Origin of the sequence: Corynebacterium intestinale (assembly GCF_023574125.1) — a bacterium.
In the GTDB taxonomy this organism is placed as follows: domain Bacteria; phylum Actinomycetota; class Actinomycetes; order Mycobacteriales; family Mycobacteriaceae; genus Corynebacterium; species Corynebacterium hesseae.
Genome location: NZ_JAMKFF010000012.1, coordinates 20,435 through 43,486, shown reverse-complemented (window position 1 = coordinate 43,486; position 23,052 = coordinate 20,435). Strand labels below are relative to the sequence as shown.

Annotated in this window: 17 protein-coding genes, 2 tRNA genes and 2 pseudogenes; 13 read left to right on the top strand and 8 right to left on the bottom strand. The window is 61.2% G+C overall.

What is annotated here, in order from left to right; all coding sequences use genetic code 11:
* Positions 1 to 776 precede the first annotated feature (776 nt).
* Positions 777 to 4,445: a hypothetical protein gene (locus M5J06_RS11650; protein ID WP_250224721.1), complete on the top strand. Its 3,669-nt coding sequence runs from the start codon at positions 777 to 779 to the stop codon at positions 4,443 to 4,445.
* A gap of 395 nt (positions 4,446 to 4,840) precedes the next feature.
* On the opposite strand, the pseudogene M5J06_RS11645 reads toward M5J06_RS11650, so the two are convergent.
* Positions 4,841 to 5,383: pseudogene (locus tag M5J06_RS11645) on the bottom strand (DUF488 domain-containing protein).
* A gap of 523 nt (positions 5,384 to 5,906) precedes the next feature.
* Here M5J06_RS11645 and M5J06_RS11640 point away from each other — a divergent pair.
* Positions 5,907 to 6,076, top strand: a pseudogene (locus M5J06_RS11640) (HigA family addiction module antitoxin); the annotation flags it as partial.
* 3 nt (positions 6,077 to 6,079) lie between these two features.
* Here M5J06_RS11640 and M5J06_RS11635 read toward each other — a convergent pair.
* Positions 6,080 to 6,427 (bottom strand): VOC family protein, encoded by a 348-nt coding sequence (locus M5J06_RS11635; protein ID WP_250224720.1) that lies wholly within the window; start codon positions 6,425 to 6,427, stop codon positions 6,080 to 6,082.
* 76 nt (positions 6,428 to 6,503) lie between these two features.
* On the bottom strand, positions 6,504 to 7,838 hold the full coding sequence (locus tag M5J06_RS11630; RefSeq protein WP_250224719.1) for an AAA family ATPase: 1,335 nt from the start codon (positions 7,836 to 7,838) through the stop codon (positions 6,504 to 6,506).
* Between the two features lie 152 nt (positions 7,839 to 7,990).
* Here M5J06_RS11630 and M5J06_RS11625 point away from each other — a divergent pair, with 152 nt between their 5' ends.
* From M5J06_RS11625 to M5J06_RS11590, 8 genes are all read left to right on the top strand, one after another.
* Positions 7,991 to 8,416 carry a hypothetical protein gene (locus M5J06_RS11625; RefSeq protein WP_070532726.1) on the top strand — a complete coding sequence of 142 codons (426 nt, stop codon included), beginning with the start codon at positions 7,991 to 7,993 and terminating at the stop codon, positions 8,414 to 8,416.
* A 212-nt stretch (positions 8,417 to 8,628) separates the two neighbouring features.
* A tRNA-Ile gene (locus M5J06_RS11620) sits at positions 8,629 to 8,702 on the top strand.
* 31 nt (positions 8,703 to 8,733) lie between these two features.
* Complete coding sequence (locus M5J06_RS11615) at positions 8,734 to 9,807, top strand: trimeric intracellular cation channel family protein (RefSeq protein ID WP_250224718.1); 1,074 nt, start codon at positions 8,734 to 8,736, stop codon at positions 9,805 to 9,807.
* Between the two features lie 38 nt (positions 9,808 to 9,845).
* On the top strand, positions 9,846 to 11,444 hold the full coding sequence (locus M5J06_RS11610) for a peptide ABC transporter substrate-binding protein (protein ID WP_250224717.1): 1,599 nt from the start codon (positions 9,846 to 9,848) through the stop codon (positions 11,442 to 11,444).
* Positions 11,445 to 11,487: 43 nt separating this feature from the next.
* Positions 11,488 to 13,068: a mechanosensitive ion channel family protein gene (locus M5J06_RS11605; protein WP_250224716.1), complete on the top strand. Its 1,581-nt coding sequence runs from the start codon at positions 11,488 to 11,490 to the stop codon at positions 13,066 to 13,068.
* Positions 13,069 to 13,324: 256 nt separating this feature from the next.
* Positions 13,325 to 13,891 carry an excalibur calcium-binding domain-containing protein gene (locus M5J06_RS11600; RefSeq protein WP_250224715.1) on the top strand — a complete coding sequence of 189 codons (567 nt, stop codon included), beginning with the start codon at positions 13,325 to 13,327 and terminating at the stop codon, positions 13,889 to 13,891.
* A 10-nt stretch (positions 13,892 to 13,901) separates the two neighbouring features.
* Entirely contained in the window at positions 13,902 to 14,705 is an 804-nt protein-coding gene (locus tag M5J06_RS11595; protein WP_143334723.1) for a serine hydrolase domain-containing protein, read from the top strand.
* A gap of 399 nt (positions 14,706 to 15,104) precedes the next feature.
* Positions 15,105 to 15,539 carry a hypothetical protein gene (locus tag M5J06_RS11590; RefSeq protein ID WP_070596522.1) on the top strand — a complete coding sequence of 145 codons (435 nt, stop codon included), beginning with the start codon at positions 15,105 to 15,107 and terminating at the stop codon, positions 15,537 to 15,539.
* Positions 15,540 to 15,542: 3 nt separating this feature from the next.
* On the opposite strand, the gene M5J06_RS11585 is transcribed toward M5J06_RS11590, so the two are convergent.
* Positions 15,543 to 16,322: an HAD-IIA family hydrolase gene (locus M5J06_RS11585; protein WP_250224714.1), complete on the bottom strand. Its 780-nt coding sequence runs from the start codon at positions 16,320 to 16,322 to the stop codon at positions 15,543 to 15,545.
* Positions 16,319 to 16,621, bottom strand: coding sequence for an acyl carrier protein (locus tag M5J06_RS11580; protein WP_154762671.1), 303 nt, complete (start codon positions 16,619 to 16,621; stop codon positions 16,319 to 16,321). Before M5J06_RS11580 ends, M5J06_RS11585 begins: the two co-directional genes overlap by 4 nt.
* Positions 16,622 to 16,647: 26 nt before the next feature.
* Between M5J06_RS11580 and M5J06_RS11575 the strand changes: the two genes are divergently transcribed.
* Positions 16,648 to 17,661 carry an alpha/beta fold hydrolase gene (locus tag M5J06_RS11575; protein ID WP_250224713.1) on the top strand — a complete coding sequence of 338 codons (1,014 nt, stop codon included), beginning with the start codon at positions 16,648 to 16,650 and terminating at the stop codon, positions 17,659 to 17,661.
* Between the two features lie 225 nt (positions 17,662 to 17,886).
* Here M5J06_RS11575 and aceE read toward each other — a convergent pair whose 3' ends face one another.
* The gene (aceE, locus tag M5J06_RS11570) at positions 17,887 to 20,643 is read right to left on the bottom strand and encodes a pyruvate dehydrogenase (acetyl-transferring), homodimeric type (protein WP_070532701.1); all 2,757 of its coding nucleotides are present in this window, start codon (positions 20,641 to 20,643) and stop codon (positions 17,887 to 17,889) included.
* Between the two features lie 173 nt (positions 20,644 to 20,816).
* On the opposite strand from aceE, the gene M5J06_RS11565 reads away from it, so the two are divergent.
* Both M5J06_RS11565 and M5J06_RS11560 read left to right on the top strand, forming a co-directional pair.
* Positions 20,817 to 21,254 carry a DUF3052 domain-containing protein gene (locus M5J06_RS11565; RefSeq protein WP_070517365.1) on the top strand — a complete coding sequence of 146 codons (438 nt, stop codon included), beginning with the start codon at positions 20,817 to 20,819 and terminating at the stop codon, positions 21,252 to 21,254.
* 110 nt (positions 21,255 to 21,364) lie between these two features.
* A tRNA-Val gene (locus M5J06_RS11560) sits at positions 21,365 to 21,440 on the top strand.
* A gap of 94 nt (positions 21,441 to 21,534) precedes the next feature.
* Here the strand turns inward: M5J06_RS11560 and M5J06_RS11555 are convergent.
* Positions 21,535 to 22,491, bottom strand: coding sequence for an SURF1 family cytochrome oxidase biogenesis protein (locus tag M5J06_RS11555; protein WP_250224712.1), 957 nt, complete (start codon positions 22,489 to 22,491; stop codon positions 21,535 to 21,537).
* A gap of 31 nt (positions 22,492 to 22,522) precedes the next feature.
* On the bottom strand, positions 22,523 to 23,014 hold the full coding sequence (locus M5J06_RS11550) for a low molecular weight protein-tyrosine-phosphatase (RefSeq protein ID WP_070519723.1): 492 nt from the start codon (positions 23,012 to 23,014) through the stop codon (positions 22,523 to 22,525).
* Between the last annotated feature and the right edge of the window lie 38 nt (positions 23,015 to 23,052).

The window sequence follows — 23,052 nt, the reverse complement described above, 5'->3', positions numbered from 1 at the left end:
CAGCTCTCTCGATCTTGATGCGCCCACCGTTTTGCTGGCGCGCAGATGCCCCTCGGAGATGTACTTGCGGAGGGCGGAGTAGCCGCCGAAACCTTCGGCCACCGCATCCTGCAGGGTAAGAAGTGTTTTCTCGTCTTCTAGTGACGGTAAGGCGAATGTGCCCATGGAAACTCCCGGTAGCGTTTCTCCTTCCGTCAAGAAGGCGCTACCGGAGCCAATCGGCGCTCCGGCCCGGGGTCCATCCCCTCAGACGTGTTCGGCGAGCCCGTTCCGTCGCGCGGGCCAGTGGCGACCATTGTCGCCAGCCGTCGAATCCAATGACGCTCCAGGCAATTACTCCCGTCATGCTGTAGATGAAGGATAGTCACACCAGCACAACGTGACGCCAGAATAACACGGATGAGCGGCCCAGAGCGTGACTGAGCGCTGTGAAGTTATAGTTGTGTGAAACGTGGTGGTCCAGTTCAACATATGGTGCTCTTCCGTAATTACTCTTCTGATATTGATCAATTTGGGGCCGCGCGTTCAGGTATAAGGAATCGTTTATCCATTAAACTCTCTAAAGCTGGGCCTGGAGCGACCGAGTTTATGGGGAGTAACTTGCGCGACTGGAGGCGTATCCCGTGAGGAATAGAGCAGGCTACATTGACCGAAGTAAGCTGAAGAACTGGGCCGATACTCGTAATTCGGAGTCTGAACTCCCGCGTCTGGTGCGCCGTCTCATCCTTGAAACGACACCGGGGTTGGTCCAGCTAGGGATGCCCGCAGGCGACGGTGTGGCAGCAGGAGATTGGGACGGTTCTGTTCGGGCAACCGAAGCGACGGCTTGGGTTCCAGATGGTTTGTCGGTATGGGAGCTGTCGGTTAATTCCAGCCCTAACAAGAAAGCCGATGAGGACTATTCTAAGCGAACAGACACTCCAGACGGTACACGGACCGCTGAATGCACCTATATCGAAGTAATCCTGCGCACTTGGACGGCACGGGACAAATGGGCTAAAAATAAGCGAAACGACCAGGTCTGGAGAGACGTCAAGGCTTTTGGGCTTGATGATATCGAGACTTGGCTTGAGGCCGCCCCAATTACATGGGCGTGGCTGTCGGAAGAACTGGGGCTTTCTCCATACGGACTTCGCACCGGTCTGACCTGGTGGCGAGATTGGGCAGCACAAACGAATCCAACATTGATACCGAAAGTTGTGCTCGCCGGTCGAACTGACACTGCCAAGAATCTCGAAGACCGGCTTGGTTCATCCGGCTCCGTCACTACGATTGCTGGCGCCTCGATGGAGGAAGTATGCGCCTTCATCGCTGCGATCGCCGTCAACCTTGATGACCAGGGCAGCGGCCAGATGCTCGCACGGCTCGCATTCGTCGACGACATTTCCACATGGAGGCAGTTGATAACCTCGTCCCAACCGCTCGTCTTGGTTCCTCGCACACCCGAGTTGGCAAGCGAGATCCCTGCAGGTACTGTGCACAACTTTTGTGTGCCGGTTGTCTCCAACGAAGGTGCCGACGTCACACTTCCAGCGTTGGATGCTGCTGAGGCAGCAGTCGCGCTGACGAGCGCCGGAGTCACAGATAGAGATAGGGCCGATGAGCTCGGTAGGCTCGCACGGCGAAGCTTGACCGGTCTGCGGCGAAACTTGGCTGTAAAGGCCGTCCTGCATCGACCGACCTGGGCTGATGCGAGTCCGTCCCGAAACTTCCGATCAATCCTGTTGGCTGGCTCCTGGGGAGACACTGCAGAAGGGGATCGTTTGATCCTCGAGGCGCTCACGGGAACTGACTACGAGTCGTTTAGAGAGGCGATCACAGGAATAGCCGACAATCCTACCGATCCTCTGGTAATCCGCACTGGCGAAGCTTGGCATCTTGTCTCACCGGTGGATGCTTGGATGCTGTTGGTGCCGAAGCTGACTCACGATGACATGAAGCGGTTCGAGACCATCGTCGAGCGGGTCTTCGCAGAGGACGATCCGGCCCTCGACCTACCGCGAGATCAACGGTGGAGAGCATCGATTGATGGCAAAACCCGTCGCTACTCCGGTGACCTCCGTCGCGGCCTCGCTCAGTCACTCGCTCTATTGGGAATGTACGGCGAAACTGTCGTCTTGTCGGGTGGAGTATCAGGGTCAGACTTCGCAAACTATCTGGTTGGGAAGCTACTCGAAAGGGTGTCGACAGATGATACCGGGCGAGCGTGGCAATCACTAGCTGACATCTTGCCCCTCCTCGCTGAGGCCGGGCCGGACGCCTTCCTCGATGCGGTCAGTGCAGCAACAGCAGGCGATTCCCCTCTATTGGCCACCATATTCCAGGACAACGCCGACGAATCGGGAATCTTCTCGGGCGGAACTCCCCACAGCAATCTGCTGTGGGCGCTCGAGTGCGTGTCCTGGTCCTCTGATCATTTCGGACGTGCTGTCGATCTCCTGGCACGCCTTGACGAGATCGATCCGGGTGGTCGGCTGGCTAACCGTCCCGCGACCTCTTTGGCTGCAATATTCCGCCCGTGGCATCCAGATAGCTCTGTCGATCCTGACCGGCGGCTTATTGTCCTCGACACGTTGCGCCGAAGACGCCCTGGCGTTGCCTGGAAGTTGGAGTGCAGCATGCTTCCTGAGGGGCACGGGACGCATTTCCCGATTAGTACACCTGCGTTCCGAACTTGGAGGCCGGACAAACTATCTGTGACATACGGCGAATTCTGGAAGATGACGACCGCCGCGGTAGAGCGTTGCATCGAAGATACTGGTCAGGATGCGCAGCGCTGGTCAACGGTCCTTTCTCACGCGGCAGAGTTACCACCAGCAGACCGAGCGCGAGTGGTGGATGCTCTCGAATCGATGGCCGACCAGCCGGAGTTTACGGCTGACTTTCGAGAAGCGGTGTGGCGAACCCTGGTGGACCTCATCGGCCGTCATCGCAAGTTTCCGGATGCTGCCTGGACACTTCCCGACGAGGAACTCGGCAAGCTCGACGCACTGGCAGCGCGCTACCAGCCGAGGTCTGCGTATGTCCGACTGATCGGACTCTTTCAATCATGGACTCCGTATATCGGCGCTCACAAACAAGATGATTATGAAGCCTTTGAACGTGAGCTCGGGCGCCGACGCGTCCAAGCCGTAGAGAAGATCGAGGCCGAGGGCGGTTTTGACGCCATCACGAGACTGGCACGAGACGCGTCGGTGCCGGGGGCCGTTGGTACCGCCTTGGCGAAAATCGGCTCGTCGCACGATGATGAGTTGCTCGGTTGGTTGACGTCTGCCGACCAGGCTCTCGCCAGCACCGCGATGTCGTATTTCTTGACTCGCTATTCCCTAGAAGGTTTCGCTCTGATCACAGACTTCCTTGAAAAGAGCGATCTTTCGGTCGATCAACGTGTTCGACTCCTGCTTGTCGCGCGCGACAACCTCGCGGAGGTATGGGCTCTGGTTGGTAAGGACCCGGATCTTGAGGCCCGGTACTGGAGGGCATTCCAGACAATCGGCTTGGGGCAAGACATTGACAAGATCGACGAGATTGCTGAGCACTTGATCCAAGTTGGCCGCCACGCCGACGTTGTACATCTCATGAGCATGTACACCCACATCGGCAAGGACGGTCCGCGTCCCCAGGTAGCGAAACTCATTGTGCGAGCACTGGACGGGCTCCTGGCAGATCAAACTCCATCTGCCGCTGCTCGTGATCTATCGTCCTATGATTTTCAGCGGCTCTTCGCCTACCTCGAAGCTATGCGCGAGCACCTTGAGCCTGGCTGCCTTGTTCGACTGCAGTGGTCGTACCTTCCGGCGCTCGGCTATGACGCGAGAGTCCCAGCGCTATCCGAAAGCTTAGCTGCCGACCCTGCAAAATTCGTCGAAATCGTGTGCACTGTTTACCGTGCCCGGCCGAGCGGTGAGGACGAAGAAGGCACCGAGGACCCGGCTCGCGAAGAACAACACGACGCTTCTCTGGCAACCAATGCGTACCGCTTACTCAATCTATGGGACACACCGCCCGGCCTCGTCGATGGAGTCATGAATGCCGAGGTGCTTCGAGCCTGGCTTGATCGAGCTATGGAGCTCCTGGCTGAACGAGGCCGGACCGAGGTTGGCCTGCAGCAGATTGGCCAGGTTCTCGGCCATACCCCATCAGACGATGACGGCACCTGGCCGGGTAACGTCGTGCGGGATCTCATTGAAGAAGTGCAGCTTGATCACATTGAGACCGGCTTCTACCTCTATATCCTCAATAGTCGTGGAGTTACTAGTCGCGGCTTGGAAGACGGTGGCGAGCAGGAGCTTAAGCTTGCTGCGGACTATCGAGTCAAGGCCCAAACATTCGCCGACATCGCGCCTCGAGTGGCTGGTTTGTTTAGGAGAATCGCTGTCTCGTACGAAAACGACGCACGACGGAACGAGGAGGAGGCAGAACGTTTCCGGCGCGGGCTGCACTGAGCGGCATAAATCGCGTCACACAGCGAGCTTGCAGGCCACTGTGAGCTGGAGTGTGTATGCACATCGCTCGAGACGTTATAAGGATATGGAATGTGGTGGACTTCAAGTTCAACGTCTAGGGCCGTGGCAAGTCGGTAGCACGTTTTTCGATTCGACGCTTTGGGGCACTACCGGGGCTACCGGTGGTCTTCTTAGATTGAGCGGTTCAGATTTCCTAACCTAAAGCTCGTTTGAGCGTGCTACCCGCTGGTCTGTCTCCGATGCTGCTGCTCATAAGGTGGTGGGCGCTCCAGGAATACAAGGCGTAGGTCGCGCCTGAAAGCAGGCAGAGGAGGATGCCGTGGCTGACTGAGTCGTAGTCCGAGTTTCCGCACCCCTGGCCTCTGGTGTACGCGCTAGCCCCGCTCGGGGTAGCACACGAGGAGATCGTTGCCGATGACTGCGCCGTCGTTGAGCGTTGCCTCGCTTACCTTCGCCCCGGCTGCACCCAGGCCCATAATGTGGCCAACCGCGTCACCGTGGGCGATGAGGTGGGCGGCGATGATACGCCGGTGGCAGCGCCACCACACCGCCTCTGCGCACATGATCGCGGTGGGGGTTTCGGCGGTGTTCGCCCGTAGCTGCGAGAACGCGTCCGAGGACTCCTCGCCCAGCGCAGAGTCGGCGTAATTGTGGAAGCTGCGGTTACGCCAGTTGCCGTTAACCTCAAACGGCACCGCATGGGACACGTTGCGCCTCCCGGTGAGGCCCTCGCTTCTGCTGTAAGTGATGCCACATGTGGGAAGGTGTTCGGCAAGGTGGTCGCCGTTGAACTACGGGTACTTCCTGGACCCGGGCAGCTTGCGCACATTCACGATGGATGCCACACCGGCAGCCTTGAACATTTCAGCGAAGTCCTCGAACTCGAGGTTGGAGTGGCCCACGATGAAAATGCGCATGTCGCCAATGCTACGCGCCAAGCGGTTACACCCACATCGGCGTCCAGGTATCGTGCACCGGCAGGTACTCGGACCGGTAGAACGCGCGGGTAGCAGGGAGGACGTTTAATGTATTCGCGCCCACCTTTGCGCGGCATCAATCCTATTTACGGCCGAGCGTTCCGCACGGACCGTTCGGTAAAGTTTCAACGGACTACCTGGGCGGTATTGGAAGCCTGAATTAGCCGTTTGCGGGGCGAATCCCATGTATGTCTTGTTAAAGGACGCTGCTGCACGATGAGCGGGGGCTGAGGCTACCTGGTACGCACTCTATCGTTGCCGCACATAGCCAGGGTGGTGGTTTTAGCTGCTGTTCACGAATGAGAAGGTTTCTTTGCGCCGACACGCCGTCGAGTTCAGGTTTAACGTGTGATCCGACTTCGGTCGCCGAGCGTGCGCTCCGAGACGAGAAAACCGTGTAGCGTGAGCTGAATCCCAGTTGCAAGGATAAGGGGAGGATTGTTGACTACCACTGAGGTAAATGGTGACTGAGAAGCTTTACGTGCCGATTCACCCTGGCGAGGTCCTGACGGAGGACTTCATTGAGGGACTCGGCATCGCACATTACAAGCTCGCTGAGTCTATCGGTGTTCCCAGCGGCGGATCAAAGAGATAGTGCATGGCAAGCGCGCCAACACTGCCTTGCATCTTGGGTGCTCATCGAGAATGTATGCCAACGTTGATGGCGTTGCTTGATCCGTCGCGGTAGAAGAAGCGCGTGACGCCCCGCTCTTCGGTCGTGAGAGGGTGCACGATTTCACGACCTGCCTCGACAGTGCGACAGTAGGCGGCTTCGACATCATTGACGAAGATTAAGACATCGGGGTTCTCGCGGGCTGTGGCATCTCTCGTGAGGAGATTCAGCTGACAGCCTCTGGAATAGGCGAGTGTGACGATCCAGCCGTGATCCATCACCACCTCGAGACCGAGGACCGCAGCGTGTTCGTCGACGCTTCTGCGGAGATCTGCCACTGTGAGGTTGGGGACGATGCGTTCGATGTTCATGCAGTCAAGTTTCCCGATGAAGGCGCGCCAGGCAAGAGGTTATTCGACTACAGAACGTGGTCAAGCGCTCGCCCTTTTATACGCCGTCCGCGACGAGCTCCTTGAGTGCATTGAGCGCCTCGCGTGAGGCGGTGCCGTAGCGCTGGCGCAGGAAGTGGTGGGTGGCGTCGGGGTTGCCCAGGGACACGGGCGCCTCGCTGAGGTTGTGCAGTTCCGATTCGCCGGCTGAGGTCTTCTCCACGGACCAGAAGCTTTCCGGGCGCAGACCCAGCTCGCCGGCGCGCTCGAGGACGCTGAAGGTGTGGGATGCAAAGATGAGCTGCGCGCCGTTGACGTTGATGCTGGGCTCGCGGAAGGCCTGGATGATGAAGTCGAGGAGCGCTGGGCGCAGGGCGGAATCTAGTTCATCGGCCACCAGGATCCCGCCGCGGCGCAGAGTATCGAGCACCAGGGGAGCGGTGGCCATCCAGTTCTGCGTGCCGCCGGATTCATCGGTCAGCTTCAGCTCGTAGAAGGAATCATCGGCCTTGTGCTCCACGATGATGGCGTGCAGTAGGGATTCAATCTCCGCATCGGAGTAGGCGCTGAACTCGTCGGGGCGGCGGAGCCGTGCGCTGCTGCGGCTGAGCGCGTTAATGACCGGGCGCATCTGGCGGAAGACGTGCTCCGGGATGCGGTCCTGGTTGAGGCGTACGGAGTGGATTCCGGCATCGGCCGCGCGAAGTAGGGCGGCAGCCTCATGCAAGTGCAGCTTGCCAGTCCGGATGAGGGTGGTGATGCGTGAGGCCGTGCTGATGGAGGAGTGCCCGTGCGGCAGGTAGGCCACGTCGTGCACCAAGGCACGGGCTAGCGGGGCGAGGACCGGGTGACCATCGCGCAGGCCGGCGGAGAGGAGCAGCTCGGTGTCCGTAACGGGGCCGAGCTTGGTCGCATCCCCCTTGTCCATGAAGGACCTCGTCCACTGCACCTCCTCACCGCGGGTGCGCACGAAGCAGGGGCTCCACCTCGTCGATGGCACGCGGCTGAGCCATTCCGCGTGCACGCCGGTGAAACTCCACTGGAATCCGTAGAGGTAGCGCACGCCATCGAGCTCAAATTCCAACTCGAAGGTGCTGGGCAGGCGCTGCGTGCGGGGATCCAGGCGGTACGGGGCGTGGGGGAGTTGGTTGGGTGGGGCGTCGGCAAGCCAGGTGGTGGCGGAGGATTCGATGGCGAGCAGTGCAAAGGCGAGGGCATTGAGGACGCTGCTCTTTCCCGACGCCGTGGGGCCGATGAGTACGGTGGTGGGCTCGCTGACCTGTGCCCATCCTTCCTCCGGGGCGGTGGAGTGCTGCCAATGGTGGTACAGCGAAAGCGTCTGCGTCGCGCGGATGCTGCGGAAGTTAGACACACTAAAGGAAAGGAGCCTCATGGTCGCGACACTACAGGCTCACACATGCCGGATCATAGAAGGCTGTTTCAGAACCGGGTGCGTGCCCTCATCCGGATTTCGGACTCACTCCAGCAGTCGCTGGTAGCGTCTGTTTACATACCGCAACCAGCAACCACAGGAGGCCGCATCCTATGGACGGAGATATCACTGGGCTGCTTGTGTGTGTCGGTTTAGTGCTGGTCATGGTGGCCTATTGGACCTTTTATATCCGGTACGTGCGGAGGAATCCCCAATCAGAAGAGTGGTACGACTCAGCTGATGCAACAGGTGCAGAAAGCGATGGCGTCCTTTTCATTTATCCTTATGGCACGCTCATTATGGGCGCGGCCGGTGCCACAGGGTTGGTGGCAAGTGCGAACCTTCCCGAGTCCGTCGAAACGGTGCTGATTGTTCCGCTCGTGGCAGCTTTCGTCATTGGAGTTATTGGGTTTACGGGGGCGATTGGGATTCCGCTTCCGTGGCCTTTTGTTCCGCGGTGGGTCGTGGACATCCGCAAAGCAAAGCGCGCGCGACGCCGCGCGCGCAGGCAAGCCAGAAGAATGAAGAAGAAAGAATAGGCCTGGCCGTTATCCCAGCGTCCTGAAACTCAGCCCGGCCAAAAAGTGAGCAGAAGCGTGCCTTGGCTCCGTCGTGGCGGTGAAAGGGCGGAAGAGCGCTGCTGAAGCTTAGACAGCGATTTCAGGGGCCTAAATTGCCGTTTTCTGGGGCCGCCGATTAATGTTGCTGGGAGCGGATTCGCTGTGTGCATAAAAGCAGGCGGGGAATACGCGGGGCTATAGCTCAGTCGGTTAGAGCTACGGACTCATAATCCGTTGGTCCCGGGTTCGAGCCCCGGTGGCCCCACTTTTGCGGCTTACCCGATACGATGACCACCATGAGCGTTGTCGAGATGGACCCTTTGATCGAGTCGCTGTACTACTGGTCCGACATCATCGGTGTCCTCCTCATGGGCATGATTGGCGGCACCATGGCCCGCCAGCGTGGCTATGACATCGTGGGCTTCTTCTTCATCGCGATGTTCTCGTCTCTCGGCGGCGGCATGATCCGTGACGTGCTGATCAACCGCGGCACTGTCGCCGCGATGAGTCAGCCGGAGTATCTCTACCTGGCGTTTGCCGGCGCAATCATCGCCCGCTTCGTCTACTTCAAAGGAAAGACGTGGGATTATGTCCAGTCCCATGGGGATGCGGTGGTCTCGGCGCTGTGGGCGTCGACAGGCGCGCTCAAGGCCATTGCTTATGGGCTGCCGCTGATTCCCTGCATCATGATGGGCGTGTTCACCGCCACGGGTGGTTCCATGATCCGTGACATCGCCATGGGGCGCGAACCCGCCGTCTTTGGGGATAACACCCCCACCGTGATCCCCGCGGTGGCCTGCGCTTTGGTGGTCCTCGGCGCGGATTCGGCCGGCTACTTGGCCTGGGGAGTCATTCTTGGCCCGGTCGTCTCCTTCGTGATGACCATGCTGGGTATCTGGGCCGGGTGGCGCGTGCCCGCCCGCCAGGAGTGGGCGCCGGTTAATGACACCGCGGCCTACGTCATGGTGATGGCGCGTAAGGCGGAAAGCAAGGGCAGGGCAGTGGGGCGTCGCCTAGAGCCCTCCAAGCTCCGCTCTTGGCGCCACAACCAGATGGAAAAGGCACTGCAGCGCCGTATCGAGCGCGAAGTGCGCGCCGGCAAGCGTCGTTCGGAAGCAGCCATCGATGCCACCGAGTTCCTCGACTCCTTCAATGAGGAAGTCGCGGAGATGTCACAGATGATGGAGCCGCCCGCCGCGGAAGCGGAAACCTCCGATTTCGGCGTGGACTTGAGCGGAGACTCCTACGAGACTCCGAGCGCCGAGGGGCCGACACCACGCGAGCTTTTGGATCGCATTTTGGCCGATGACCAGCTCACCGATGAATTGGTGGAGAGGCTCATGCGCCGTTATGAAAAGAGAGATGATTAGATCCTTTAAAGTATTAGTGAGAGTGAGGTGATGAACGCGTGACTTCGAGGCGTTCTTTTCTAGGCATGCTGGCGGCGCTAGCGGTGTCGGGCGTCGTGGCGCCCACGGTGGCGGGATGCACGGCGGAGCCTGGCAACGTCGACACCTCTGACATGAACCTCATCACCACGGATATCTCGGAGCCACAGCGCACCCTCATCCCGGCTGATTCCAACGATGCGCCGGGGCAGACCATCATCAACCTTGTGTACTCGGGGTTGATGTACCTGGATGAAACCGGTGGCGCTCACTATGACTTGGCGGAATCCATCACGCAGGTCGATGACACGACATATGACGTGGTGATTCGAGATGACGCCGTGTTTTCCGACGGTTCAACCGTGGAAGCAGAAGACTTCGTCGATACGTGGAATACCGCGGTGCGCCAGTCGCTGCTCTCCGCGCATCACTTTGAACCAATCCGTGGCTTCCACGAAGGCAGGAAGTCAATGCGCGGCCTTAAGGTGACGGGGCCGAAAACTTTCCGCATTGAGCTCTCACGCCCCACGGCGGGATTCCTCGAGCGCCTGGGATACTCGGTCTTTTTCCCCATGCGCTCCGAAGACCAGGATAGGCTGAGCGATCGCGGAACGGATCCCATCGGCAGCGGGCCTTATGTGCTGGCTTCCTGGGAGCGCGAGAAAGCTGTGACCCTCGTGCCGAACCCTCGCTACAAGGGGCCGCGAACGCTGCAGAATGAAGGCATCAAGTTCGTGGTGTATTCCTCGGAGGAGCAGGCCTACCAGGACCTCGTAGATGGCAAGCTGGACGTGCTCACGCGGATCCCGGCGGAGAAGCTAGGCAGCTTCGAAAAGGAACTGGGCTCCCGCGCCTTGACCAAGCCCGGCGGCTCCATCATGGAAATCACCATCCCCGCCAACGATGCGAACTTCCGCGGTGAGGCCGGACGCTTGCGCCGTCGCGCGTTGTCCATGGCAATCGACCGCGAAGGAATGGCCCGGGACATCTTCCACGGTATGGTGCTTCCCACCACCGGCTTCGTCGCGCCGCTGGACGGTTCCATTCCACCAACACCGGAGGGGGCCGACGTCTTGACCTACCAGCCGGAGAAGGCCCGCGAACTGTGGGAGCAGGCGGAAAAGCTGGAACCGTTTGATGGGATTTTCAGCATTTCCTATAACACCGACGGCGGCCATAAGACGTGGATCGACGCCGTGGCGAAGCAACTGTCGGATACCCTCGGCGTGCCGGCGGAGGGCCATGAGTTTGCCACTTTGAAGGACCTCAGACAAGAGGTAATTGCCCGTCATCTCACCGGTGCCTTCCGCACGATTTGGCAGGCGGAGTTCCCAGAGGAATCTACCTTCCTGGTGCCGCTATATGCGTCCTACTCTTCGGAGAATGAATCAGGCTTTAACAGCTCTGAATACGATGAGCTGCTGAAGAAGGCGGGTCAGGCGAAGAGCCGGGAGGAAGCCCAAAAGCATTACACGGAGGCTCAAGGCCTGTTGCTGGAAAAGATGCCTGCGATTCCACTGTGGACGACGAAGACTTTCTGCGCTTTCGGCGAGGACATCGTCCCCGCGGGCTACACGTGGAAGCCAACCCCGAATTACTATCTCATCCACCGCGCTTAAGGCTCCAAGGGTTCTGTCAGGCTGAAGGACTAGGCTTGGCGCAATGCTGAAGTATTACTTGTTCGCCGTGTGGCAGGCCATCGTGGATCACGGCCTGCCGCTGTTGGGAATGCTGTTGTTGGCGATTCTCATCCCGCGCATCGGCCGCTTGGCAGTGCGGGTCATTGAGTCCCGTCTGGATGAGAATCAAGAATCTACCAAGGCGCGTTTGGCGCTTGCCGGTGCACTGGTCTACGTGGCGCAGGCGGTGGCCTATTTCCTTCTTGTGTTGGCTGCGCTGGCCAACCTCGGGGTGCCGCCCCTCGGCGCGGCTATCCCGGCGACAGTCGTTTCGGCCGCCGTCGGTTTTGGCGCGCAGGCCATCATCGGTGACTTCCTTGCGGGATTCTTCATCCTCTCGGAAAAGCAGTTCGGCGTGGGTGATTACGTCAGCTTCGACGGTGTAACTGGCGTGGAGGGCACCGTCGTTTCGCTGACGCTGCGCACGACGACTGTGCGCACACCTACCGGTGAAGTGGTCATGGTGCCGAATGGTTCCGCGGGCGTGGTCACGAACTTCTCGCAAGAATGGTCGCGCGCGGTGGTGGATATCGCTATCCCGGTCCACGAGGGCGAGTCCTTGCCGGAGATCACCGAACAGGTGGAAAAGCTTTCGAAGCGAGCCCTTGAAGCCCCAGACATCCACGCGGATGTGGCCGGTGAGCTCGACGTTCTGCCCGCCACTGGGCTCACGGCCCCCACTGCGGCCGGCCAGCCATGGCAGGTGCAGTACCGCGTCCTTGTGCAGGTCAACCCCGCCCGCCAGTGGGCGGTGGAGCGCGCGATCCGCTCGGCGCTGCTCTCCACCTTCTGGGATCTGTACAAGCTTCCCACCACTGAGGGCGTGCCGGGGGATGCCTCGCAGGAGCTTGGCGACGTCTCCGCTGCCGACGCCCCCACCACCATCATGCCGGCGGCAAATACTGCGGAGCTTTCGCACAAAGACGTGGCATCGGATGCGGAGACGGAGGTCATTGCTGCCGACGCCGTCGCTGATGCCGGCGCTATGCCCCAAGACAGCAAGGATGACGGGCCGGGCCGGCCGGCTTATGCGGGCGACTCCGAGGAGGATGAAGAGGACGATTATCAGCGCGGTATCTGGCGCGACGATAAGCCGGACAACAAGTGGAACTATTTCTGGACTCTAGGCGGGCGCGTGCGGGCCTCAACGACGGGGCTCATCGTCGGCCTCGGTGTAGTTGGCCTGTTGCTGCTTTCCTCCGCTAACCCTGATGGGGTGGACGCTGGGTGGCTGTCGCCCTCGCGGTGGATGGGGCAGTCCGAATCCACTTCTGAGTCGGCGCAACCTTCTGCGTCTTCCTCCGCGCCACTGACCACACCTCAGGAGGCGCCGGCAACTGACTCCACGGGCTCCGCAGAACAGGAGCCGACGGCAGAAGTTGATCCGCACACGCCAACTGATAGCACCCCGGACAGCGAAGCTGTGTATGCCCCCGCGGATCCGCAGGACGCCGAAACCCAGGCCCCAGTGGAGCAAAACTCCGAAGCACCCGCGCCCACGGCGAACGAGCAGCCTTCCGCGATCGTTTCTGAGGGAGCCGCAGAGCCGTCCACCGTGATGTAGCTCCGCGGCATCACCGAGAGGCGCCGCAAAGAAATGAGAGAGGCGCGTGGAGAGGGCGCACCAGAGATATGAGTGATAGGGAAGTGCAGCGACGAAATGCGCTACATTTTTGATATCGGCGCGGCGGGCTCATCCGTTAACTCATGCGGTGTAGCCCGCTGCTGGCTTCCAGCTCGCTGTGGCTTTCCGGCGTGATGTAGCCCTCGGATGAGTGCGATTTCCTGCGGGGTAGTGCTGCAGGATATAACTTGAGTTTATGAAGAAGTTCTCTCGCGCGGTTCTCGCCGCCTCTGTTTCTGTATCTGTCGCACTGTCCGTTGTTGTTCCTGCTCAGGCGGAGACCGCGGCCCCTAACTCCGAGGCAACCGCAACGGTTTCCTCCGAGTCTGACTCCTCCTCCCAGGAGGCTGATTCCTCGAGCCAGGGTTCTGGCTCCTCCAACAAGGACGAGGATGACGCCGAATTCCAGCAGTCCTCCGAAGGCGAAATGATTGCGCTCGGCGTAGGCATTACCGCAGCGGTCCTCGCGGCTGCCGCCGGCGGCGTGTACTGGGCGGTGCAGCAGCGCATCATTCCGAACCCGCTGCCGGGCATCATCCTGTCTCCGCCGGCACCAGCTCCGGCTCCTGCTCCAGCCCCGGCGCCCAAGCCGGCTCCCGCACCTAAGTCGGCTCCGGCCCAGAAGCCTGCCCCCGCGTCCTTTACTCGCTGCGCAGACGTGTGGAACGCACTAGGCCGCCCGATCTATGCGGGTGAGCCAGGTTTCCGCTCCAAGTTCGACCGCGATGGTGATGGCGTAGGCTGCGAGCGCGATCCTCGTTAAGCTGGAGCGCATGAGCGCTTTTTCTTCTCTTGAGTCCTGGCCAGTCGATACCGTTGCCGCCGCCTTGTTGCACCGCGGCGAGGTAGTAGAGCAGCTGGGGGATGCCCCCCGCCGCTTCCCGGTGGCCTCCGTGACCAAGCTGGTGGCCGCCTATGGGGTGATGGTGGCCGTGGAAGAAGGGGCGGTGGAGCTGGATCAGCCGGCAGGCCCTGAAGGCTCCACGTTGCGCCATCTTTTAGCCCATGCCTCGGGGGTGGGCTTTGATACTCGGGAGCAACAAAAGCCTGTCGGCGAGCGCCGTATCTACTCCTCGGCCGGCTATGAATGGGCCGCCGAGGAAGTGGAGAAGGCCACCGAGATTCCTTTTGCTGAATACCTTGCTGAAGGCGTGTGCGCCCCGCTGGGGATGCGGGCCACTACCTTGGAAGGCTCGGCCGGGCACGGTTTGGTTTCTAGTGTGGAGGACCTCGTCGCCTTTGCTGCTGAGGTCTACTCGCCCAGCCTGCTTGATCCTTCGACGGTGGAGGAAATGCGCAGCGTTCAGTTCCCCGGTCTGCGCGGCATTGTTCCCGGCTATGGCAGCTTCAAAGACTGCCCGTGGGGGTTGGGCTTTGAAATCCACGGTGAGAAGCAGCAGTGGATGGGTGGCTTGCCCGCCGATGCCGTGGGGCATTTCGGCATGAGCGGTACCTACCTGTGGGTGGCTGGTGACTGGGCCATGGTTTCGCTGACGGATCGCGATTTTGGCGAGTGGTGCAAGCCTTTGTGGGCCGAGACCAACACGGCCATCTGGCAGGAGTGCCAGGCGGGGTAGCCGGGGTGGCATGACGGTGTTGAGCGTCGTCGCGGCGTACCGTAGGGCGCCGCAACGGGGGTGGTGGGGTAGCTGTGGCGACAACGCGCGCGTGTTACACGCGTTGACTTATGTGACTGAAGTGATTGGTGGGGCGGTTTTCAGGGGGGAAGTCTCAAGTTCTTGTTGAGGCTGTGGGGGCTTAAGCGCAGGTTGAGGGTTGTTGTGGTTCAAGTGGCGGGGGAAAATTGTGGGCACACAACGACGCACCGTGTGGCCGCATACTGCGGCCACACCAAGCGGTGTTCGCGCCTCGGCGCGAGTGACGTGATGAAGACAAGTTCGTAGGGGAAGACGAAGCTCGTCTTGCGTCGGCGCATGCCGGCGTGCCATCACTCGCACGTCAAAGGAGTTTAAGGAGTGAATCAACGCGTTCACCCGCAGCTGGCCGGTGACACCGCGCCGGCCGCTTCAGCCACCCCACTTGGCAGCCCGGCAGATAGCTGGCCTAACCGCGCCTGCGGTGAGGTCTGCACCGCCGTGCTGCAGATCTCGGGCATGCCGCGCAACCTGCGCCCTGCCATCGAGCGCGCCATGGCGCGCTGCATCAGCAGCGAAAGCGAGTTCATCGTGCCTGGTGATGACCCGCTGACCGCACAATGGTGTACCCGTTGGCACCGCGACCCAGTATGGGATCCGCTTAGCGGCCGCGTTCCTGACAACGCAGGCGGCCTCGGGATAGGCTGCCAGCAAGTTATTACGGGAACGCCCAGCGAACTGGACGCACTGGGCCGCGCCGTGGAGATGTTGGCGGGGGAGTACGGATTCAGGGGCGTCGTCAAGCGTGCGGTCTAAGTCCTAGTCCGCGAAGGGATCCAGGATGCGCTCCGGAAGCTCCGTCACGGAGTCAATGACGTGAGTCGGGCGGAAAGGGTAGCGCTCGATGATGCTGTCATCACTGATGCCTGAGCGCACCAGGATGCTGCGCATGCCGGCCTCCAAACCGGACTTGACGTCGGTATCCATGCGGTCACCGATCATGACGGTATTTTCCGAGTGCGCGCCGATGTTATTCAAAGCGCTGCGCATCATGACTGGGTTCGGCTTGCCCACGTAGTAAGGCTCGCGGTTGGTCGCCGCAGTAATGAGTGCCGCGACAGCACCCGTGGCCGGCAGCACGCCCTGCGGGGCCGGGCCCGTGACGTCCGGGTTGGTCGCGATGAACCGCGCGCCGTTGCGGATAAGGTTGATCGCCGTGGTGATGGCTTCAAAAGAATACGTGCGGGTCTCACCCAAGACCACGAAGTCCGCGTCGCGGTCGTTGAGAATCCAGCCGGCCTCGTGCAGAGCGGTGGTCAGCCCGGACTCGCCCACGACGTAGGCCGTGGAGAGGCCAGCCTGGGTGGACAGGAAGGCCGCCGTGGCCGTCGCCGAGGTCCAGATGCGCTCCGCCGGGATGTCGAGACCGGTGTTCTTCAGACGTGCGGAGAGATCCCGCGGGGTGGACATCGAGTTGTTCGTGAGCACCATGTACTCGATGTTGTTATCCTTCAGCGCCTGGATGAATTTATCCGCGCCGGGAATCATTTCCCCTTCCTTGATGAGGACGCCGTCCATGTCTGAGAGATAGGAAATCACGAGTGTTCCTCCACATAATCAGCAAGTTCGCCCACCGTGGTGACGGAGAGCATGGTTTCTTCGGTGAGGCGGACTCCGCAGGCTTCCTCGAGGCGCACGGCTAATTCGATACGCTCGAGCGATTCAACCCCCAGGTCCTCCAATTTCGCTTCGCGCTCCAGGCCTTCCTCCACGCCGGTCACCTTCGTGATGAGGCGGGTGAGCTCGCCGTATGCGTCGCCAGCGGGTGCAGAATCATTCTCTTCCGCCGGCGCGGAGCCGAAGCGGGCTTGGAGTTGCGCTGAAAGGTCATTAGCCATGGGGCCCAGTCTAGTATTGAAATGTCATGGTTATTCGAGCACGTTCCTCCGCCATCGCCCGCAGCTGGTCGCGCCGGGCCCGCCCCCGCATGCGCTCCATCGAGCACACCGTCCACGATCAGTTGCATGATCTCACGACAGAGCCGGGCCTGACCGGGGTGAAGGACTCGGGCTTCGTGGACAACGACGGCGTGCGCGTGGCATGGTACGAGGTAGGCCCGCAGGACGCGGAGGTCACCGTGGTTTTCATCCACGGCTACTGCTTGTCTGCTGAGAGCTTCTACTCCCAGGTCAACAACGTGCGCCGCAACTACCCTTCGGTGCGCTGCCTGCTTGTCGACGTCCGCGGCCACGGCCAATCCACCCACGTCGCCCCCGCGCAGTGCACGGTTCGGGGCGCGGCCGATGACGTGCTGGCCGTCATCGCTGAGCGCGCCGCCGAGGGGCCGTTGGTGCTGCTTGGGCACTCGATGGGCGGAATGATTGCGCTTAACCTGCTGCGGCGCGCCCCGCGGGAGGTCTTTCACCGCGTTAAGGGCATGACGCTGGTGGCTACCTCGATGCAGCGCTTTGCGGCCGAGGGTGTGGCGCGAGTCTTGGAATCGAAGACTCTGGGCATGGTCTATCGCGCCTGTTTGCGGTTGCCGAGCCGGCTCAACCGCGTGCGCTTCGAGGCCGCAGCGCTTATCGCCCCGGCCTTCGCGGCGCTGCTGCAGGGCTTCCCGCAGATGGACAAGCTGCAATTCCACGTGGCGATGCTGCTGGATACTCCGATGTCGAGCTACGCGGGCTTCTTCGACGACTTGGTGGAGCACTCCGAGTTCGGCGCGACGGCCAGGATTAGAAACGTGCCGGGCGAAATTGTGGTGGGCAGCCTTGACATCGTGACCCCGCACCGCCAATCGGAGGTCATTGCCCGCCACTGGCCGGACTCCACCCTGACTGTCATCGACGGCGCCGGGCACATGGTCATCTTGGAGGAGCCCAGCGAGATCTCCAAGGCTTTGGGGCGCGTCCTCGATGGAGTGCTGGGCAGCTAGGGTCTGCTGCTGATGGCGGTTGAGCCTTCTATTGGCGTTGGCTGGGCCTCCTGTGGTGGTCGAACTGCCCGTTCTGCCAAAGTTATAGCCTCTGATTCAAGATCTGGCCCGATCTTTGGCAACAAGGGCAGTTGCCCCTCGGCTTGAACATGAGTTGAACATGAGAAAGCCCCTCCTGCTCAGGCAGAAGGGGCTGGAAAGCTTGAGGCTTTTAAGTCCTAAGCCTTAGTCCTCATCGGAGGACGTGGAGAGGGTGGACGTCGGGTCGTCGAGCTTGAGCTCGCGAGCTGCCTTCTCCACGGTGCTGCGCTCCACCTTGCCCTCGCGAGCCAAGCCCTCGAGGACTGCGACGACGATGGACTCGGCGTCGGTGTTGAAGTAGCGTCGGGCACCCTCGCGGGTATCAGAGAAGCCGAAGCCGTCTGCACCCAGGACGATGTAGTCACCCGGGACGTAGGGGCGGATCTGCTCCTGCAGGTCCGTGGCGAAGTCGGAGACACCAACGAACGGTCCCTCGAAGCCCTTGAGCTGGGAGGTGGCGAATGCCTCGGTGGGCTCAACGCCCTTGCGCAGAGCTTCCTTGTTGCGGGCAGCGCCGTCGCGCGCCAGCTTGACCCACGAGGTGACGGAGAACAGCGACGCCTTGACGTCGTAGCTTTCAGCCAGGATTTCCTGTGCGCGCAGGGCCTCGTACATGCCCACACCAGAGGCCAGGATGTTGGCCGGGATGGAGCCGGACTCAGCGGTGTTGTAGTGGTAGATGCCCTTGTGCAGGCCCTCGACGTCGAGGTTCTCCGGCTCGGCAGGCTGCTTGACCGGCTCGTTGTACACGGTGATGTAGTACATGATCGGCTCGTTGTCCTCGCCGTACATGCGCTCGATACCGCGCGGAACCAGGTGTGCAATCTCGTAGCCGAAGGCTGGGTCGTAGACCTCCACGGCCGGGTTGGTCGATGCCAGGATCGGCGAGTGGCCGTCCATGTGCTGCAGGCCCTCGCCGGTCAGGGTGGTGCGGCCGGCGGTAGCGCCGATGATGAAGCCGCGGCCCAGCTGGTCGCCGGCGGCCCAGAAGGCATCGCCGGTGCGCTGGAAGCCGAACATCGAGTAGAAGATGTACAGCGGAATCATCGCCTCGCCCTGGGTGGCGTAGGAAGTAGCAGCTGCGGTGAAGGATGCGGCTGCGCCTGCCTCAGAAATGCCCTCGTGCAGAATCTGGCCGTCGGCAGCCTCGCGGTAGGAGAGCATGAGGTCATGATCCACCGGGACATAGTTTTGGCCGCGCGGGTTCCAAATCTTGAGAGTCGGGAACCAGGAGTCCATGCCGAAGGTGCGGGCCTCATCCGGAATGATCGGAACGACGCGCTTGCCCAGCTCCTTATCGCGCATGAGCTCCTTGAAGGTACGCACCAGAGCCATGGTCGTGGCCACGTCCTGCTTGCCGGAGCCCTTGCGCACCGAGCGCAGCTTGGACAGATCCGGGGTGGTGAGAGTTTCGAAGTTCTCACGGCGCTCCGGCAAGAAGCCACCCAACTCGTTGCGGCGCTCCAGCATGTACTTGATTTCCGGGGCGTCCTTGCCCGGGTGGTAGTACGGCGGCAGGTACGGATCGGCTTCGAGCTGCTCGTCGCTGATCGGGATTCCCTGCTTATCGCGGAAGAGCTTCAGATCCTCCAGCGTCAGCTTCTTCATCTGGTGGGTCGCATTGCGGCCCTCGAAGTTGTGGCCCAAGCCGTAGCCCTTAATGGTGTGGGCCAGGATGACCGTCGGGCGGCCGGTGCCCGCGTAGCTCAGCGCCTTGTCGTATGCGGCGTAGATCTTGCGGTAGTCGTGGCCGCCTCGGCGCAGTGCCCAAATCTCATCATCGGACATATCCTCAACCAGCTTGAGCGTGCGCTCATCGCGGCCGAAGAAGTGCTCGCGGACGTAGGCGCCGTCGTTAGCCTTGAAGGTCTGGTAGTCACCATCAGAGGTGGTGTTCATGATGTTGACCAGGGCGCCGTCCTTATCGGCTTCAAGCAGCTTGTCCCAGCCGCGGCCCCAGACAATCTTGATGACGGACCAGCCGGCACCGCGGAAGAAGGACTCCAGCTCCTGAATGATCTGGGTATTGCCGCGCACCGGGCCGTCGAGACGCTGCAGGTTGCAGTTGACCACGAAGGTCAGGTTGTCCAGTTCGTAGAGGGACGCCATTTGCAGCAGACCGCGGGACTCCGGCTCATCCATCTCGCCGTCACCCAGGAAGGCCCAGACGTGCTGCTTGGAGGTGTCCTTAATGCCGCGCTTCTCCAGATACTTGTTGAAGCGTGCCTGGTAGATGGCGTTAATGGGGCCAAGGCCCATGGACACGGTGGGGAATTCCCAGAAGTCCGGCATCAGGCGCGGGTGCGGGTAGGACGGCAGGCCCTTGCCTTCGCCGCGCGAGTGCTCCTGGCGGAAACCATCGAGGTCTTCCTCAGTGAGGCGGCCTTCCATGAAAGCACGTGCGTAGACGCCCGGTGAAGCGTGGCCCTGGAAGAAGACCTGGTCACCGCCGGAGGGATCATCCTTGCCCTTGAAGAAGTGGTTCAAGCCCACTTCGTAGAGCGGGGCAGCACCTGCGTACGTGGAAATGTGTCCACCGACGCCAATGCCCGGGCGCTGTGCGCGGTGCACCATGATGGCCGCGTTCCAGCGGATCCAGCGGCGGTAGCGCTTCTCCAATTCCTCATCGCCCGGGAACTCCGGCTCGAGGGAGGTCGGGATGGTGTTGACAAAATCCGAGGACGTCAGGGACGGCAACGGCACGCGCTTGGCGGTAGCGCGCTCAAGAAGACGCAGCATGAGGTAGCGGGCGCGCTCCGGATCGGAAGAGTCCAGAAGACCGTCGAGGGAGTCCATCCACTCGCGGGTTTCCTCCGGGTCGGAGTCGTGCAGGTATGCTGCCACGCCATCGCGAACGATGGGGAAGTTGGAGTCGCCGTTGTGGGCGTCCAAGTCGGCCATTAAATCCTCCTGGTTCGTAGTACAAAGATCTGTTCCTAGGATACGCGCCGCTTTCACGGCGGGGCATTTGGAGGCCCCCAGGGGTGGTTTCATGGGGGAAAATGTCCACCACTGGGGAAGATGGGGGGAGGTTCGTCGCGAAAAAGTGCACCGTAGACGTTAAAATACTCTGCATGACATCAACTACTTCATCGGAAGGAACTCAGCGAGTGACGGGATTTGCAGCCAAGCTCGGCATCGAAGAGGGGCAGATTGCTCTGGAGCTTGGCTGGGACGAGGACTGTGACTCCACGATTTCTGAGTCCATTGAGGACGTGTTGGGGGAGGACTTCCTCGATGAGGAGACCGACGAGCTGTGTGACCTCGTGTTGCTGTGGTGGCGCGCGGAGGACGGCGATTTGGTCGATGGGCTGGTCGATGCCACCCGTCCCCTGGGTGATTCGGGCCGTATCTGGCTGCTGACCCCAGGTGCTGGAAAGCCGGGCAACCTCGAGCCCGGTGAGATCTCCGAATCCGCACAGCTGGCTGGTCTGGTGCAGACCAAGGCTGAGCGCCTCGGTGAGTGGCAGGGCTCCTGCCTTGTGGCCCGCGGCTACACCAAGAAGCCTTAAGGAGTATCGCAGGTTATGCCTGCTCACGCGGCATTCGCAGCGACTAGTTGCACCCTGATTTGTTGCTGCGGGTGCCCATAGGCTAATCTTGTGCGAGCACACAGTGCACTGCGGCTTTAGCTCAGCTGGAAGAGCAACTGGTTTACACCCAGTAGGTCGGGGGTTCGATCCCCTCAGGCCGCACCATTTCAGACCCCCTTTTCGAGGAATCGAAAAGGGGGTCTGTCGCATATCCACGGCAATCCCACGACGCCCCAGTGGGCCCGTGGAACTAGGAAGGCTAGTAGCGCTCCTGACCGCGCTCGCGGATCTTCTCGTAGAAGTCCGGCTTGGCGGAGCCATAGCGCGAGCGGGAGCGGCGCGAAGGCTGCGTGGCAGCCGCAGACGTCGTAGCATCAGAGTGCTCGCCGGAAGGCTCCTTGTGCTCGGAGCTTTCGACGTCCGCGGCCGCATCGGGGGAGCCGGCACCGGTGGCGGCCGCAGTGGCCTCAGCAATCAGGGCATCCTCATCGCGGGCGCGGCGGCGCTCCCGAATCTCAGACCACACGAAGTAGGCAAACCCCAGCGGTGCCATCACACCGAAGGCAATCCACTGGTAGCCATAGGACAAGTGGTTGCCGCGGTCCAGCTTTGGAACCGGCAGCGCATGCAGCTCACCTGGCTGCTCGGGGGAGAGTTGGAGGTAGTCGTGGGCTAGGGGGACGTCGACAAGCTCTGCAATCTGCTCCGTATTGATGGAGTAGACCTGCGTATAACCCTGTTCCTCAATGGGTGCGGAGGTGTGCTTGCGCTCGTCGTAGCGCGCCATGGCCACGATGGTGACCTCGCCCTGCGGGGCCGGGTCGATGTGGGGGACGGAGTTGCCCTCATCCGTGGGCATCCAGCCGCGATTGACCAGGAAGGTCTCACCAGACTCGGTTTCAAAGGGGACCAGCGATTGGAATCCCGGGGCGGATTCCACCGGGCGCAGGCGCAGGAGCACCTCATCTTCTGAGAGGTAGTGGCCGGTTAGCTCCGCGCGTTCCCACTCCTTGTGCAGGGAGCCATCAGCAGAAAAGACTTCGGTGACCGGCTGGGGGTCGGCGTCGTAGGCCTCCTCAATGAGGTGGTTGCGCTCCACAATCTGCGCGTCCTTATTCAGCTGCCACGGAGCGAGCACCGTGAAAGACAAATAGGAAAACGCGACGATGAAGATGAGAGAGAGCACCCACCCAGGCTTGAGGAATGTCTTAAGCATGATGACCAGTCTAGTAGCCGCGCAGAATTATCTAGCCGTGGTTTTCTTTAATCCAGTCGAGCAGCCCCGGAACGGAAGCATCGATCTCACTGCGGGTGCGGGCGAAGTCCTCCTCCGTGCCGTAGAAAGGATCCTCCACGCTGGCATCCTCCGGTGAGTTCGGATCGAAGCTGCGCATGAGGCGCACCTTGTCTTCCGGGATGCCGCGCTCGATGAGGGCATCGCGGTGGCCGGTGTCCATGGCCACGAAGAGGTCCGCGTCCATATGGTCCGGACCCAGCTGGGCGGCCTGGTGGCCGGCGCCATCGTGGCCGCCGCGGCGCAGCTCAGCCACGGCGCGCTCGTCCGCGCCCTGGCCCACGTGCCAGCCGCCGAGGCCGCAGGAAGAAACTCGCGCGAGGAGATCGAGCATGTCGGTCTCCATGGCGTCGCGTGTAATGATTTCCGCCATGGGTGAGCGGCAAATGTTGCCCGTGCACACGAAGACGATGTGGAGCTGGTTGTCGTTCTCCGGAGGCGTCATGCAAAGGCTCCTTAAGCTAGAGGGGTGCGCTGGCGAAC